Origin of the sequence: Rhodococcus sp. NPDC006774, assembly GCF_040636045.1 — a bacterium.
Lineage (GTDB): Bacteria > Actinomycetota > Actinomycetes > Mycobacteriales > Mycobacteriaceae > Rhodococcoides.
In genome coordinates this window covers 1-15,150 of the sequence record NZ_JBEYIW010000039.1, presented here as the reverse complement: position 1 = coordinate 15,150, position 15,150 = coordinate 1, and the positions used below count along the sequence as shown (strand labels likewise).

General features: G+C 65.1%; 14 protein-coding genes. 11 read left to right on the top strand and 3 right to left on the bottom strand.

The window, feature by feature from the left end:
- The 3 genes from ABZ677_RS27445 to ABZ677_RS27435 form a co-directional block, all read left to right on the top strand.
- Positions 1-1,038 (top strand): acyl-CoA carboxylase subunit beta (locus ABZ677_RS27445; RefSeq protein ID WP_358375176.1); only part of this gene is annotated, 1,038 nt, incomplete at its 5' end.
- Positions 1,035-1,319: an acyl-CoA carboxylase epsilon subunit gene (locus ABZ677_RS27440; RefSeq protein WP_358375173.1), complete on the top strand. Its 285-nt coding sequence runs from the start codon at positions 1,035-1,037 to the stop codon at positions 1,317-1,319. The genes ABZ677_RS27445 and ABZ677_RS27440, both read left to right, overlap by 4 nt.
- A 2-nt stretch (positions 1,320-1,321) precedes the next feature.
- Positions 1,322-1,984, top strand: coding sequence for a Maf family nucleotide pyrophosphatase (locus ABZ677_RS27435; protein ID WP_358375170.1), 663 nt, complete (start codon positions 1,322-1,324; stop codon positions 1,982-1,984).
- A gap of 48 nt (positions 1,985-2,032) precedes the next feature.
- Here ABZ677_RS27435 and ABZ677_RS27430 read toward each other — a convergent pair whose 3' ends face one another.
- Together ABZ677_RS27430 and ABZ677_RS27425 are read right to left on the bottom strand one after the other, a co-directional pair.
- Entirely contained in the window at positions 2,033-2,476 is a 444-nt protein-coding gene (locus ABZ677_RS27430; RefSeq protein ID WP_032397647.1) for a flavodoxin domain-containing protein, read from the bottom strand.
- Positions 2,477-2,590: 114 nt separating this feature from the next.
- Positions 2,591-3,976 carry a hypothetical protein gene (locus ABZ677_RS27425; protein WP_358375167.1) on the bottom strand — a complete coding sequence of 462 codons (1,386 nt, stop codon included), beginning with the start codon at positions 3,974-3,976 and terminating at the stop codon, positions 2,591-2,593.
- A 155-nt stretch (positions 3,977-4,131) separates the two neighbouring features.
- Between ABZ677_RS27425 and ABZ677_RS27420 the strand changes: the two genes are divergently transcribed.
- The gene (locus ABZ677_RS27420; protein ID WP_358375164.1) at positions 4,132-5,397 is read left to right on the top strand and encodes a glycosyltransferase; all 1,266 of its coding nucleotides are present in this window, start codon (positions 4,132-4,134) and stop codon (positions 5,395-5,397) included.
- 5 nt (positions 5,398-5,402) lie between these two features.
- Here the strand turns inward: ABZ677_RS27420 and ABZ677_RS27415 are convergent, their stop codons facing one another.
- Entirely contained in the window at positions 5,403-6,707 is a 1,305-nt protein-coding gene (locus ABZ677_RS27415) for a hypothetical protein (protein WP_094739423.1), read from the bottom strand.
- A gap of 611 nt (positions 6,708-7,318) precedes the next feature.
- Here ABZ677_RS27415 and ABZ677_RS27410 point away from each other — a divergent pair.
- The 7 genes from ABZ677_RS27410 to ABZ677_RS27380 all read left to right on the top strand — a co-directional run.
- Complete coding sequence (locus ABZ677_RS27410) at positions 7,319-8,767, top strand: condensation domain-containing protein (protein WP_358375161.1); 1,449 nt, start codon at positions 7,319-7,321, stop codon at positions 8,765-8,767.
- A gap of 46 nt (positions 8,768-8,813) precedes the next feature.
- Positions 8,814-10,271: a condensation domain-containing protein gene (locus ABZ677_RS27405; protein ID WP_358375158.1), complete on the top strand. Its 1,458-nt coding sequence runs from the start codon at positions 8,814-8,816 to the stop codon at positions 10,269-10,271.
- Positions 10,249-11,622 carry a condensation domain-containing protein gene (locus ABZ677_RS27400; protein ID WP_358375155.1) on the top strand — a complete coding sequence of 458 codons (1,374 nt, stop codon included), beginning with the start codon at positions 10,249-10,251 and terminating at the stop codon, positions 11,620-11,622. The genes ABZ677_RS27405 and ABZ677_RS27400 overlap by 23 nt, the downstream gene beginning before the upstream one ends.
- A 160-nt stretch (positions 11,623-11,782) precedes the next feature.
- Positions 11,783-12,679, top strand: a complete 897-nt coding sequence (locus ABZ677_RS27395; RefSeq protein ID WP_037188058.1) for a sulfurtransferase — start codon at positions 11,783-11,785, stop codon at positions 12,677-12,679.
- A complete protein-coding gene (locus tag ABZ677_RS27390) occupies positions 12,676-13,089 on the top strand; it encodes a SufE family protein (RefSeq protein WP_037188062.1) in 414 nt (137 codons plus the stop codon). The genes ABZ677_RS27395 and ABZ677_RS27390 overlap by 4 nt, the downstream gene beginning before the upstream one ends.
- A gap of 125 nt (positions 13,090-13,214) precedes the next feature.
- Positions 13,215-14,684: a condensation domain-containing protein gene (locus tag ABZ677_RS27385; protein ID WP_358375151.1), complete on the top strand. Its 1,470-nt coding sequence runs from the start codon at positions 13,215-13,217 to the stop codon at positions 14,682-14,684.
- Between the two features lie 128 nt (positions 14,685-14,812).
- On the top strand, positions 14,813-15,150 hold a 338-nt coding region (locus ABZ677_RS27380), incomplete at its 3' end, for a biotin carboxylase N-terminal domain-containing protein (RefSeq protein WP_358375148.1).

The window sequence follows — 15,150 nt, the reverse complement described above, 5'->3', positions numbered from 1 at the left end:
GTCATGGTCGACGGCACGAGCCAGATGTTCGTCACCGGACCCGACGTCATCAAAACCGTCACCGGCGAAAACGTCACCATGGAAGAACTCGGCGGCGCGCACACCCACATGGAGAAATCCGGGGTCGCGCACTACGTCGCCTCCGGCGAACAAGACGCCCTCGACTACGTCCGCGAGCTCCTGTCCTATCTGCCGTCGAACAATCGCGCCGACGCCCCCCGCACCGCACCGTCGGACCCGATCACCGGATCGATCGCCGACTCGCTCACCGCCGAGGACCTCGAACTCGACACCCTGATCCCCGACTCACCGAACACCCCGTACGACATGCACGAGGTGATTCGTCGGATCCTCGACGACGACGAGTTCTTGGAGGTGCAGGAGGGCCGGGCCCGCAACATCATCGTCGGATTCGGGCGCATCGACGGCCGCTCGGTGGGGATCGTCGCCAACCAACCCACCCAATTCGCCGGAACGTTGGATATCGATGCCTCCGAGAAAGCAGCCCGCTTCGTCCGGACGTGCGACTGCTTCAACGTCCCGATCATCACGTTGGTCGATGTGCCCGGGTTCCTGCCCGGCACCGGGCAGGAATACAACGGCATCATCCGACGCGGCGCGAAACTGCTCTACGCCTACGGCGAAGCGACCGTCGGGAAGATCACCGTCATCACCCGCAAAGCCTACGGCGGCGCGTACGACGTGATGGGGTCCAAGCACATGGGAGCCGACGTCAACCTCGCCTGGCCGACCGCGCAGATCGCCGTCATGGGAGCCTCCGGCGCTGTCGGGTTCGTCTACCGCAAACAACTGCTCGAGGCAGCGAAGAACGGGGAAGACGTCGACGCCCTCCGCCTGACACTGCAGCAGGAATACGAAGACACCCTCGTCAACCCCTACATCGCCGCCGAACGCGGCTACCTCGACGCCGTCATACCCCCCAGCCACACCCGCGGCCAGATCGTCACCGCCCTACGACTGCTCGAACGCAAACAAGTCACCCTCCCACCCAAGAAACACGGAAACATCCCACTATGAGCGAAGCGAATCATGACGCAGTGAGCGGCGAAGCGAATCATGACGAAGCGAACGACGAAGCGGTCTCCGCAACCCCCGCTGCCGTTCGAGTGGTGAAGGGCAATCCGAGCGACGAGGAACTCGCCGCGCTGGTGGCTGTTCTGACCGCTGCGCAGGGCGGATCGGAGTCGGCGGGCGATTCTCGTCCTCGCGAGCTCTGGGGTTCGCCGGAGTTGCTGCATCGCCGATTCACACCTCAATCGGCGTATTCGTATGCCGCATCGGGCCGTCACCCACGGTGACGGTGCAGTCCTCCGACGCTGCGCCGGGGCCTGTTCGTCTGGTCCTGGCGTCGGCGTCGCCTGCGCGCCTGTCGGTACTGCGTGGTGCCGGGGTGGAGCCGATCGTCCGAGTGTCGGGTGTCGACGAGGATGCGTTGACTGCAGAGCTCGGACCGTCGGCGTCTCCGGAAACGGTGGTCACGGAATTGGCTCGAGCCAAGGCTGCGGCAGTGGCCGAGAGGTTCACGGATTCGACCGAGGATCTGGTGATCGTCGGCTGCGATTCGATGCTGGCCATCGGCGGGGAGCTGCACGGAAAGCCGCATTCGGTCGAGGTGGCGCGCGAGAGATGGCAGTCCATGGCGGGGAACAGCGGCGAATTGCTGACCGGCCACGCTGTGCTCCGAGTGACCGACGGAGTGGTCGTGGCGCAGGCTGCAGCGCACAGTTCGACAGTCGTGCATTTCGCGACGCCGTCTTCGGTCGACCTCGAGGCCTACCTCGACTCCGGTGAACCGTTGTCGGTGGCGGGGGCGTTCACGCTGGACGGGCTCGGCGGCTGGTTCGTCGACCGCATCGAGGGCGATCCGTCGTCGGTGATCGGGATAGGCCTACCGCTGGTGCGCACCCTGCTCACTCGTGTGGGTACGTCCCTGGCCGCGCTGTGGGACAGAAGCCCGTCCTGACCCTTGCGGCTCCGCCGGCCGCAGGGCCGCCGGAGCCGATTCCTGCTCTCAGGGCAGCAGGTCGATCAGTTCGCGAGCCCACTCCTCGGCCATGGTCTTCGGCCTGATGTTCGACGAGCTGTCGTGCCGAGCATGAGTACCGACCTGCTTGCCGCCGAGCTCGGTGAGCTTCTCTGCGATGATCTCGCCGCCGCGGTTGAAGGTGTCCTCGTAGACCCGGTCGCCGAGACCGAACACCGCGAACTGCAGTCCGGCCAGGTCCGGCGCGTCCTCGACGAGTGCTTCGAAGAAAGGTTCTGCACCGGTGGGGAGCTCTCCGTCTCCGTAGGTGGAGCAGATGACCACGTGGAAGTCGTCGGTGTCGATATCGGACACCTCGTACTCGAGCATGTCGCGTACCTCGGCGTCATGATCGCTGAGGACGTCCGCAATCTTGTCGGCGACCTCCTCGGCCGTACCGGTCTCGGACCCGAACAACACGACCACTGCCATGGATCGCTCCCCTTTCTCACACCTGCCCGAACACTCGAACAGTCGGAAAGCATAGCCTCACCGGCGATCCGGTCGAAAATCCGTCCTCGCCCGCAGTTGTGACTTGTCTCGAGGTCACCAGAATTCCGGCGTCAGGCCCCATCGATCGAACTCCGCCTCGACCAACCCTCTCAGGTGTTCCTTGCTGGGAAAGCTGTCCGGATCGAGCCCGGTGACGCACAGGGTCGCGCGTTCGCCAGATTCGTTCCACCAGGCACTGACGCCACCGCCGGTGCGGCGCAGCAAGGCCACATCGGTGTTCTGCGTGATCGACCTCATCGCCACCGCGGTGGCGTCGACACCACCGATAGTGCGCAGTGCGACACCTCTGGCACCGAGATTCGAGCACAGGCACAGCGGTGCCGAGCCCGACGCGGCGAGTTTGGCCACGATCGCGTCGGGCAGCAACTGCATCAGCGGTTTGAGGAGCTCGAACGTCGTCGTGACCGTGCGATCGGCCTGGGTTCTGAATGCCTGCTTGCTCGACGCTCGAATTGCTCCGAGATCGTCGAGATACGCCGCTCCCGGGTCGACGTGGATCGAGACCCCGGACGTCGCGTTGGCCCGCCGATCTCCCACGGTCCTGGTACTGACCGGGAGGGCGACGCGTACGCGGTCCTCCACCCCGACTCGGCCGCTCCCGGTCAGGATCCCGAGCACCACCGCGACCAGAAGGCTGTTGGAACTGCCGCCTTTGTTCGCCGCGGCAGCAGACCACTCGGCGGACAGGCAATCGACGACGACGGTGCTCGGCCTCCACGCCCCTTCCTCAGGGGCGACGATCACACGCGGACGGTCAGGGCCTGCACCCGTGCCGTCCGGTGTTTCCTCGCTCGGCTCGGCGGACACAGTGGCCCGTGCCCGTATCGCCTCCACCGCGGTGCGGCCGAGCACTCGGGCCGCACCCGAGAGCGCCGCACCGACGCGGCCGAGACCATCGGACAGATCGGCGCGGGTGACCGCCGCCGCGGACTCGGAACCGTGATCGAGCCCGACGCGTGCGAAATCGTCGGGCACTGCGTGTCCGGCCAGTGCGGCCGCAGCCGCGGTGGTGAGGGCACCGCCGTCGCCGACGACGTGAGAGCCGACCAGCGATACGACCGTCCCGCCTTCTGCCACCGAGGTGGCCGACAACCGCCACGCCGGTCCCCCGATCGGGTCCAGCGTCACCGCGGCCTCGTCCTCGATCCACCTGTCGACCGCCGCGCGGGCGATCGGTGATCCGATGACCACGGGATCGGCGGGTCGACGCGCTGCTGTCCAACTGTCACGGGCACCGGGCACCCGGGCCCGCCGAACCGATCGATCGATGGGGCCTGCGGCGAGCAATCGCCACATGGATCGGAGCGCGTCCGGTGCGACGGCGCGGTCGAACCGCCAGACGATCTGGTTCACCACGGGTACCCCGAGAACGCATTCCATGCGGAGGAACAGGTCGTCGTCGTACGTCAGTCTTTCCACTACGCGAGACTATCGCTGCACGAGTGCGGACGCAGGTGGGCCGCAAATGTGTTTCCCGCCATATGTTTTCCGAACCGGACTGGAACGGGCAGGACTGATAGGTTGAGGACGTTTTCCACGCCGACGCGACTGCGAGTGACCCTATGAAGTTCGTGATGCCATTCAACGGCAGTCGCGGTGACGTGACGCCGGGTATCGCACTCGGCGTCGAACTCGCGGATCGCGGACACGACGTGGTGTTCGGCGCACCGCCCAACCTGCTGGACTTCGCTCGCGCGAAAACGGCTGAGTCCGAACGCGTCAGCGTGGTCTCGTTCGGGCCCGACACCCAGCGCCTGTTGGAGTCGGAGTTGATCAGAGTGCGCATCAAGTCGCGTAACCCGCGGACCAGGATGGCGGCACTCGCGGAACTGGCCAATCACGGCTGGGATCAGATGACCGCCGAACTCGAGCAGATGGCCCAGGATTGCCACGGAATCGTCACCGGTTCGCTGGGGCAGGAGATGGCGTTCAACATGGCGGAGTCTGCGGGCAATGCCTTTGTGGCACTGCACTATTGCCCGCTTCGACGCAACGACGTCGTGCCCGTGACCCCGGGGGCCACGTTGCCGGGATACGTCAACCGATCGATGTGGGCGCTGGCGGAATCGATGCGCTGGAAGTCCATGAAGGCTCGCGAGAACGCGCAGAGAGTGTCCCTGGGCCTGGCACCGACCCGCAGTTCGCTGCCCGTTCGATCCGAACGCTACGGCGGAGTGGAGATTCAGGCCTACGAGTCGGCACTGTTCCCCGGGCTCGCCGAACAGTGGGGCCCGCAGAGGCCGTTCGTCGGATTCCTGGGGCTGAGCGGCGCTCGCGTCGACGTCGATCCAGCACTGGAGACATGGCTGCAGGCAGGGTCCGCGCCGGTGTACTTCGGATTCGGCAGTATGCCCGTGCCCGATCCGACGGCACTGTTGCGCATGATCGAGAACGTGACCGGACGGCTGGGCGTGCGCGCTCTCGTCTGTGCCGGCTGGAGTGACCTGGTCGGTGCCGATTCTGGTGCTGCCGAGTCGAACTCGAACATCATGATCGTCGAATCGGTCGATCACACGAGCATTCTCCCGCGATGCCTGGCTGCGGTCCACCACGGTGGCGCGGGTACGACGGCTGCAACGGCGCGGGCCGGACTGCCGACACTCGTCTGCTGGTTCAGCGCCGATCAGCCGTTCTGGGGAGCCGCGCTGCGCCGGATCGGAGCCGGAACCAGCACGAAGTTCTCGACGTTGACCGAATCCGTTCTGCAGCAAGGCATTGCCGATATCACTACCGACCGTGCCAGGCAGGCGGCACGCCGACTCGCAGACGCCGTTGCCCCGACCGCAACAGCGGTGGCCGCAGCTGCCGACATCACCGAGGCGGCTGCGCGGAACCGCTGAGGCACTCACCAGAAGCGCGCGGTCAGTTCCCAACGATCCAGGGCCTCCGCCAGGTGGTCACGCAGCGCCTGGTCATCGACGAATCGATCGGGATCCATGGCGTGGACGGTCACGGTGACGCTCGCGTCCGTCTCGCACACCCACGCAGTCAGGCCACCGTCCAACGATCGCGCGAACGCGGCGTCGGCACCCGCGAAGGTCGCTCTGCCCGACACGGCCCGAGCTCGAATGCCGGCCACCGTGGTGAAGACCTCGGGCAGAACACCCAGGTTCGACGCCAGTCCTTCCGCGCCGTCACGTGGTTGCGGAACTCGCGCGACCACGGCGTCGGGCAGCATCTGCACGAGGGCCTGCGAGATGCCTGCGGGTGGTAGACCGGCAGCCTGCCTCGCGGCGAAGGCGGTGAACGCCGCTTTACTGGCTGCCCGGATCGTCGACAGATCGCGGTCGGCCGCGTCGGTGATGGGGACCTCGATCTTGACGATCTTGGTGGCGTTGGATCGAGTGTCGTCGACGGTGCGATCGCTGACCGGCAACGACCACTGCACCGAGTCTCCGATCGAGGCTCGCCCGGCCTGCAACGAGGCAGCCGTGAGGACCGCGATGAACAGGGAATTCGACGTGCCACCCCATCGCTGGGCGGCGGCCTTCCAGGCACCTGCATCCACCTCCGCCACCGCGTGAGGCGATACCCAGGCGGCGTCCACCGCCCCGGCCGTCGGCTGCGAGCGAGTCGGCCGCGAGCGCGGGACAGCTGCGTCCGGACCGGATCGTGCGGGAATCGGGAGCGCGGACGCAGCGGTGTTCACCAACCAGCCTGCAACGGACCGCACCTGGTCCGCGGCGTCTCGCAGGTCCGAGGCGATGGCCGCGATGCCGCCCGTGCTCGGAACCGGCCGAGATTGTTCGGACGGAGAATTCGCAGCAACGAACGCGGCGATCAGAGCGCCGCCGTCGGCGACCATGTGCGAAGCGACCAACGACAGCACCGTCCCACCGTTCGTCAACGGTGCCGCCGACAGCCGCCAACCGAGACCGGTCTCGGGATCGATGTCTCGATCGATGCGACCGTCGGCCCAGGCCGACACTTCGGTGGATTCGATGAAGTCTGGGTGAAAATCAAGTGAATGGGAGACGTTCGATGCCACCCATCGATCGCGGGCAGTAGGCACCGTCGACGCGACCACTCGGCGCGCGAGCAGACCGTCGGACAGGTTGTCCCGTAGTTTTTCCAGGTCCACTCGCTGGACGGATTCGTCGAACCACCACAGGAACTGGTTGTAGACGGGATATCCGATGCCGTGATGCATTCGCAAGAATAGGTGATCGGCAAATCCAATTCGAGTCACGCGCCGAACCTACTACATCGAGGAAACAGGGGCGGTGGTGTCAATTCGCCACCATCAATGCATTCACATTCGGCAATACATGTACGGAAAAGGGGTCGGATGCACAGAAAAGGGGCCCGATTGTGTCCCGCACCATGTTCGGGCCGTTCAGTGGCGTGGGTCGTGTGTGGACCTCCGACACCGATCGCACCACACTACGACTGTGATCTGTCATCACTATGACCAGCAAAATCAGTGATCCGATCGTAGGATACGACAATCGGACACACCGCCGACTGCTGATCGGAGCCCGGTGGGTCAAGACGTTCGGCAGTGAGAAGAATTACTTTTACGCGTCGCGAAATAATTTCACTTACGCCCTATCGTGTGTGCTGAACTCACTTCGGGTCGACGGCAATGACGTTGTTCTTTCAATGCGGAAAGCAGCAATCCAACAGCAAGCAGATAAACGACCGGTCCGCTGCACGAACACCGCTGACAGGTTTACACGATCGACTCGACCGTAATCGAACGTGCGAATACGAACCGACGCCGCACACCGCTGACCGAGCCCGGAACGGAAGAGGACTCCCATGGAATACACCGAACTCGCCGACTACCCCCTCCCCGCCGGTCGCCTGACCGAGTGGGTCCCCCGCGTCGACGACGACCGTTGGGCACCGGACCCCCGTGGGCTGTCGTTCACACACCAGGACCATTGCGAGCGCAGCGCACCGGGCTCGTGGATCGGCACGGTGTTCGAGATTCATCGCCGCTACGACGTCGAGGCGGTGCGCGCAACGATCACCGCATACATGGGCCGTCACGAGGCATTTCGCACAAAGGTTCGCCGCGACGAGGAGTCCGGTTCCTGGCTGCGCTACACCGCACCGACAGATGCGGTGCAGGTGATCGACCGGGCGCACACCGAACCCCGGACCGAGACTCAGGTCTTCAGCCATCTGCACTCCTGGTTCGGCGAAACCGTGTCTCCGACGGCATGGCCGCACTTCGTCCTCGCCACCATCGAACCGGACGATGCCTCACGCGCTCTCTCGAACGGTCCAGGAGAGTCGTTCCTGCTCGCGTTCGCCGCCGACCATTCGGTGATGGACGCCTACAGCCAGATCTATGCCATCAACGAGATCGACCGGCTCTACGCACACGCTCTCGAAGGCATCGACCCGGAGTTGCCCGAAGTTGGCAGCTACGTCGACTTCAGCCAGTCCGAGAGGACTCTCGGCGAGACGCTGACCGGTGACCACAGCGCCGTACGGACGTGGCAGGACTTCCTGGCCGTCGAGGACGGACGCTTTCCCGCGTTTCCGCTTCCGGTGTCGGTCGACCGTGCGCTCACCGGCACCGACCCGGCCGCGCAGAGCAGCATCTCGTCCTGGCTGCTGACCTCCGATCAGTCGGACGCCTTCAATGCCGCATGCCGCGCAGGCGGGTACAACATGCAGGCCGGAATACTCGCTGCTCTGGCGCTGACGAACGTCCGCCTGTCCGGCCGCACGACGTTGCGCACCGTGATGCCGATGCACACCAGGGACGAACAGAAGTGGGCCGCGGCGGTCGGCTGGTACGTCGGAATTCTCCCGATGGAGATTCAGCTCGACAACGCACGCACGTTCGGGGAGGCGCTCGAGGCTGCGGCGACTGCAGGCGCAGCCAACAAGGGGTTGGCTCGGATGCCGTACTCCAAGATCGCCCAGATCCTCGAGTCGACGGAAATTCCCCGATTCGTGGTGTCCTACATCGATCTTCGATTCCTCCCGGACGCCGAGCAGTGGCAGGACCGTAAGGGCAGGGCTCTGCGGAGCAACTGCCACGCCGACGACGAGGTCTACTTCTGGGTCAACCGGACGCTGCAAGGGCTCAACATCTCCGCACGATTCCCCAGCTCGGACGTCGCATCCACCAACGTCCACCGTTTCATCACCGAGTTCGTCGCGGTGTTGACGGCAGTGATCGACTCCGACCGCGGTACCGATACGGTGCTCACGTCGGCCGCTCGGTCGGTGACAGTCGCCGCAGAGTGAGCGATGGAATCGGCTCGCGGCCCGTATCGAGGAGGATGAAGCGACGATGATCATCACCGCCATGGGTAGATGGAATCCCGCTCCCGGCCGGCTGTTGGAGTGGCACCCCACTTCGGCGGCCCGGGCGAGTGCCGAAGCGGCACCTGTCGATTCGACTCCGGCCTCGTTCCTCCAGGAGGACCATCTCAAGGCTGCGTGGGCGGCCCACGAACGCGGCGACCTTCATACCGCGTACACCGGGGTGGCAACCGAGATCGACGGTGACGTGGACACGGATGCGATGAGCCGCGCACTGGCCGCCTACGTATTGCGCCACGAGGGTCTTCGATGCTGGTTCGAGGTCGAGGGAAACGACGTCGTTCGGCGTCTCGCCCCACCCGAGGTCGCAGCGTTCGAGGTGACCGACGCCGGAGAAACCATGGACGACGACGAATTCCAACGCTACGTACGTGGGCGCTTCTCGTCCGAGGCGACGGCCGACGTCTGGCCCGGATTCGTCGTCGGTGTCGTGGCCAGGCCCGGCAGCTTCACCTTGTACTACGGCGCAGATCACGCGTTCACCGACGGTGGCTCGCAGGCGTTGGTGATCAGCGAGTTGGCCGATCTGTACGCACTCGAGACCGGCGCGGACGTACCGGCTCCCGCAGAGGCAGGTAGCCATCTGACCTACGCCGCCGACGAGCGGGCTCGGGCCGCGACGTTCACGGCCGATTCTCCCGAAATCGCGGCCTGGCGTGACATTTTCACCCGACACGACGGCCGCATGCCTCGGTTCCCACTCGACCTCGGACTCGCGCCCGGCGAGAAAGCTCCGGTTCGCATCGTCGAACGCCACCTGTTGAGCAAGGAACCGACTGCTGCATTCGACGCCGCGTGCAAGGCCGCCGGGGCCCGGATGAGCAGCGGCATCTTCGCCGCCGTCGGGATCACCGACTTCGAATTGGCCGGAACCACCGACTACTTCGGGATCACCGTGCTCAGTACCCGGCACCACGGTGACTACGGACAATCCCAGGGGTGGTTCGTCAATTTCGCTCCGGTCGCGTTCGAGGTGGCAGGAAACGACAGGTTCTCCGACGTCGCGGCCGCAGCCCACCGAGGATTCGAGCAAGCCAAGCAGATCGCGGAGGCCCCGGTGCATGCCGTACTGGGCGCTCTGGCCGCCGACGGCACTCTCGGTAGCGAGTTGGCAGTGAGTCCGAACATGCTCTCGTACATCGATTTTCGTTGGTTCCCCGGCGTCGGGCGAGATGCGGACACACGCGCCGAACATTTCACCGGCGAGGGTTCGACTTCGAACGCGTCGATGTGGATCAACCGAGACGGTGAACACCTGTATCTGGTGGCCCAGACCCCCGATACCGACGTTGCCGCCGCAGCGGTGAAGCGGTACCACGATCATCTGGCGCACGTGCTGGAAACCATTGCCCGCGACGGTGATTACAGCCTGACGCCCGGCGATCTCGTTCAGGAGGCGGCCGGTGCGGGTCACCTCGATCACTGAGTACACCCCACGCGCGGGTGCAGTCGTCGAGTTCACCGCCGTCGTCACCGGGAATCCACAGCCGTCACCGGTTCCGCCGTCGTTCAACCAGCAGTTCCACCTCGGTGATCTGGACGAGGCCGAGCGCGTCTGGATAGCCGGAGCCTTCGAAGTGCAGGGCAACCTCGATACCCGAGCACTCGGGTGGGCCTTCGAGCACCTGATCGACCGCCACGACACTCTGCGCAGTTCCTTCGTTCGCGGGGTGGACGGAGTAGCGAGAACGCTCTACGAACCGGGTGCAGTCGAGATGAGGCAATCCACTCGAACCGCCTTCTCGTCGGCGTCGACGCTCCGGGATCACCTCCGAAGCACGCTCGAACTACATTGCGATGCACGACGATTCCCGTCGTACACCTGCCTCGGAATCGATCGGCCGGATACTTCGACGATCCTGTGCGCTTTCGACCACTCCAACGTCGACGCCATGTCGATCGCAGTCGTTGTCGACGAGATCCACACCCTGTACGACGCCTACCGCCGCTGCCCGCCGAACCCGGAGACGGACCTGCCTCCGGTCGGTGGGTTCGTCGAATACTGCCGCGTCGAAGCAACCCGGCCACTCGTCGATGCCACGGACGAGCGCATGGTTCGATGGTCGAACTTTCTCACCGAGTGCGGCGGCACCACACCGCGTTTCCCACTCGACCTCGGCGTCGCCGAAGGTGAAACCGCGCCTCAGGCAACGACTGTCACCTCCTTGCTCGACGCGCAGCACACCCTCGACTTCGAGCAGCTCTGCGCCCGTTCCGGAGCCGGAATGTTCGCCGGTGTCGTCGCTGCGATCGCACAGGCCTGCGCCGGCATCGGCGGACCGAGCCGCGTGCCGTTCCTGTTCCCGTTGCACACCCGCCATCAGCAGCAATTCTCGCGTGCACTGGGCTGGTTCACCACCAACGCTCCCATGACCGTGGAGGTCGAACCCGACCTCACCGACACGATCACCGCGGCCCACACCGCGTTCCGCGTGGCACTACCGTTGAGCGGCGTTCCGATCCCCCAGGTACTGAACAACCTCGGTGACGCGTTCACCCTGTCGCGTCGAGACGTGTTCATGGTGTCCTACATCGACTACACCAAGATCGGTGGCCACGAACGCTTCGACCGAACCGATGCACACCACATCAGCAATGCCACGGTGTCCGACGATGCACAGTTCTGGGTCTCCCGCACCGCATCGGGCCTGGCACTGCGGTCACGATTCCCCGACACTGCAACGGCACACTCGGTGATGGATGCGTTCACCGCGGAACTCGTCGCTCTCATGCGGACCTCGGCAGCGAAAGCCGAGAACGCTGCACTGACGCTCTGAGACCCCACTGAAGTCATTCCGCAGGCTCCACTCCCGCCATGGAAGTCATTCCGCAGGCTCCACTCCCGCCCCGCGACAGAGGTTCCGCATAGGATCGACAGTGCAGACCGTTCACCCCCGGGCGGGCCGCCAGCCGAATATCTTCCGTAGGAGCCGATACGTGCCTGTACCAACCGATTCCAACGCAACGTTCGCCGACTACGCGCATCCGGATCGTCTCGTATCGACCGAATGGCTGTCCGCTCATCTCGGTACCCCCGGCCTTCGCGTCGTCGAATCCGATGAGGACGTGTTGCTCTACGACGTCGGCCACATTCCCGGCGCGGTCAAGATCGATTGGCATCTCGACCTCAACGATCCGGTCACCCGCGACTACATCGACGGCGAGCAGTTCTCGAAACTGATGAGCCGCAAAGGCATCTCCAGAGAAGACACCATCGTCGTGTACGGCGACAAGAGCAACTGGTGGGCCGCGTACGCACTGTGGGTCTTCACCCTGTTCGGACATCAGGACGTCCGTCTCCTCGACGGCGGTCGCGACGCCTGGCTGTCGGAGAACCGCGACACCACCCTCGACGTGCCCGAGTTCCCCGCAACCGACTACCCGGTGATCGAACGCGACGACGCGCCCATCCGCGCGTTCGCCTCCGACGTCCTCGGCTCGCTCGGAACGGTGCCGTTGATCGACGTTCGCTCCCCCGCCGAGTACACCGGCGAGCGCACCCACATGCCGGACTACCCGGAGGAAGGTGCATTGCGCGGAGGTCATATCCCCACCGCCGTGAGCATTCCCTGGGCCAAGGCAGCCGCACCGGACGGACGCTTCCGTTCTCGGGCCGAGCTGGACGAGATCTACTCCGACACCTCCGCCACCGACGACGTGATCGCGTACTGCCGCATCGGTGAACGTTCGAGCCACACCTGGTTCGTGTTGACCCATCTGCTCGGGTACCAGTCGGTTCGCAACTACGACGGCTCGTGGACCGAGTGGGGCAACGCCGTTCGCGTTCCGATCGCCAAGGGCGAGGAGCCCGGATCGGCTCCGGCCGCTCGATGAGCGCCCTGCCGGAATCGCTGGCCGAGATCGTCGAAGACTTCGCAGCGGTGGAGGGTCAGGACAAGCTGCAGCTACTGCTGGAGTTCAGTCGAGAACTGCCTCCACTGCCGGACCACCTTGCGCAGGACGCGATGGAACCGGTGCCGGAGTGCCAGTCTCCCCTGTTCCTGTCGGTGGATGCAGGCGATCCGGCGCGGGTCCGGCTGTACTTCAGCGCCCCGCCGGAAGCTCCGACCACGCGGGGATTCGCCTCGATCCTGGCGCAGGGGCTCGACGGTCTCGGCGCTCAGGAGATCCTCGACGTACCGGACGACTTCTACTCGGCTCTCGGGCTGAGCGACGCGGTCAGTCCGTTGCGACTGCGCGGAATGTCGGCGATGTTGGCGCGGATCAAGCGTCACCTGCGTTGACGGGCGACGGCTCCGGTAGCGCGCCGTCGTCTTGATCGATACAACGGGTCGTCGTTAGACTCCGCGGCAGGGCCGCAAGGGCCCTGTCCCCCCGATGCGTACGACGAAGGTTGGTTGCTGCCGATATGGAGTTCACGGAGTTGGCGGACTACGCGGTTCCCGCGGGCACGCTCACCGAGTGGATACCCAGCGTCGGCCCGCAGGCCCGCACTCCCGAGGCCGCAGGGTGGCATCCCGACGCCAGGCCGACGTCCTACGTCCACGAGGCGCACCTTCGTACGAGCCTGAGCAGTCCTCGTCGCGGTCGTGAATCATGGCTCGGCGCGGCCTTCGAGATCGCAGGCCCCCTGAACAAGCCCGCGTTTCGCCAGGCAGTTCTGAACTGGATCGACCGGCACGAGGCGATGCGTTCGAGCGCGTCGATCGACGAGGTGACGGGCGAGATGACGCGGGTGACGGCCGCGCAGGGTGCCATCGACATCTGGCAGGTCGAGCAGGAACGGTGCGCGCAATCGAGCGAGGTGTTCGAGCATCTGCAGTATCTGTTCGACGAGTTCACCTCACCGCTGATCTGGCCCGCCTACGCATTCGTGACTCTCGAACCGGTGGACGAGACGCGTCCGGTCACCGTGTTCTTCGCAGCGGATCACTCGATCATCGACGGTCTGTCCACGGTTCTGGTCGCCCACGAGATCGCTGCGCTGTACGGAGAGGAACTCGGTGGCGCGCCTGCCGGCCTGTTCGAGGCCGGCAGCTACCTCGACTTCGGGTCCTCCGAGCGCGAGAGGAACGCAGAGCTGGAACACTCGCACGACGCAGTGAGGATATGGCGAGATTTCCTCGTCGACGGCGAGGGTGAGCTACCCGCCTTTCCACTCGACATCGGCGATCCGAGCCCGGACGATCTGCCGCAGGGCGGTTTGTCCGCGTGGGTGCTTGATCCCGATCAAGCCGACTCGTTCTCGGTCGCGTGCCGCAAGACCGGACACAGCCTGTTCGCCGGGTTGCTCGCAGTGCTCGCCCTCACCGGCTCCGAACTGGGCGGCGGCACTCGTTTTCGCACGGTGACTCCGGTCCACACTCGCGACGAGCCCCAGTGGGCCTCCGCACTGGGCTGGTTCGTCGGACTGTGTCCTATCTCTTTCGACATCGCCGGTGCGGATTCGTTCGGCTCGGTGGTCGCGGCGGCCTCGGCCGAGGTGAAGAAGACCAAACCGATCGCCCGCGTTCCTCTCGATCGTGTGTTCACCACTCTCGGCTATTCCGCCCGCCCGCGTTTCGTCGTCTCGTTCATGGATGTGCGGTTCGCGCCTGCCGCCGAACACTGGCCGGACTGGAACGCCCGAGCGTTGCGCAGCAAGCAGTACCAGCACGACGTGTACATCTGGATCAACCGAACTCCGCAGGGAATCAACATCGCGGCTCGCTATCCCAACACCGAGCAGGCGACCGCGCGGGTTCACGAGTACATAGGTGCCTTCCGGAAGCTGTTGACCGATGTGGCGGACACCGGAACCGCCCGAATCCCTCGTGCGGACGACGACCGATCCGAAATCGGACATACCGACACCGGACAGATCGCTACCAATCAGTAGCTCATTGCGGCTCGCCGCCGATCCGCTGCAGCTGTGCGGACCGATTGCAGCGATGACAGCGCCGGTGCTTAGACTCCGACGTGACGTTCGTAACGAAGCACGCGAGAAATACATCTGTAGGAGGCTCAGTGCCCAGCCATGCCAGTGCTCAGATCACCAAGGTTCTTGTCGCCAATCGTGGTGAGATCGCGGTGCGGGTGATCCGGGCGGCCGCCGATGCCGGGTTGGCCAGTGTCGCTGTGTATGCCGAGCCCGATGCCGATGCCCCGTTCGTACGCCTTGCCGACGAAGCCTTCGCGCTCGGCGGGCAGACATCGGCGGAGTCGTATCTGGTGATCGACAAGATCCTCGACGCCGCAGCCAAGTCCGGGGCCGACGCCATCCACCCCGGCTACGGATTCCTCTCCGAGAACGCCGAGTTCGCGCAGGCCGTGATCGATGCAGGCCTGATCTGGATCGGACCGTC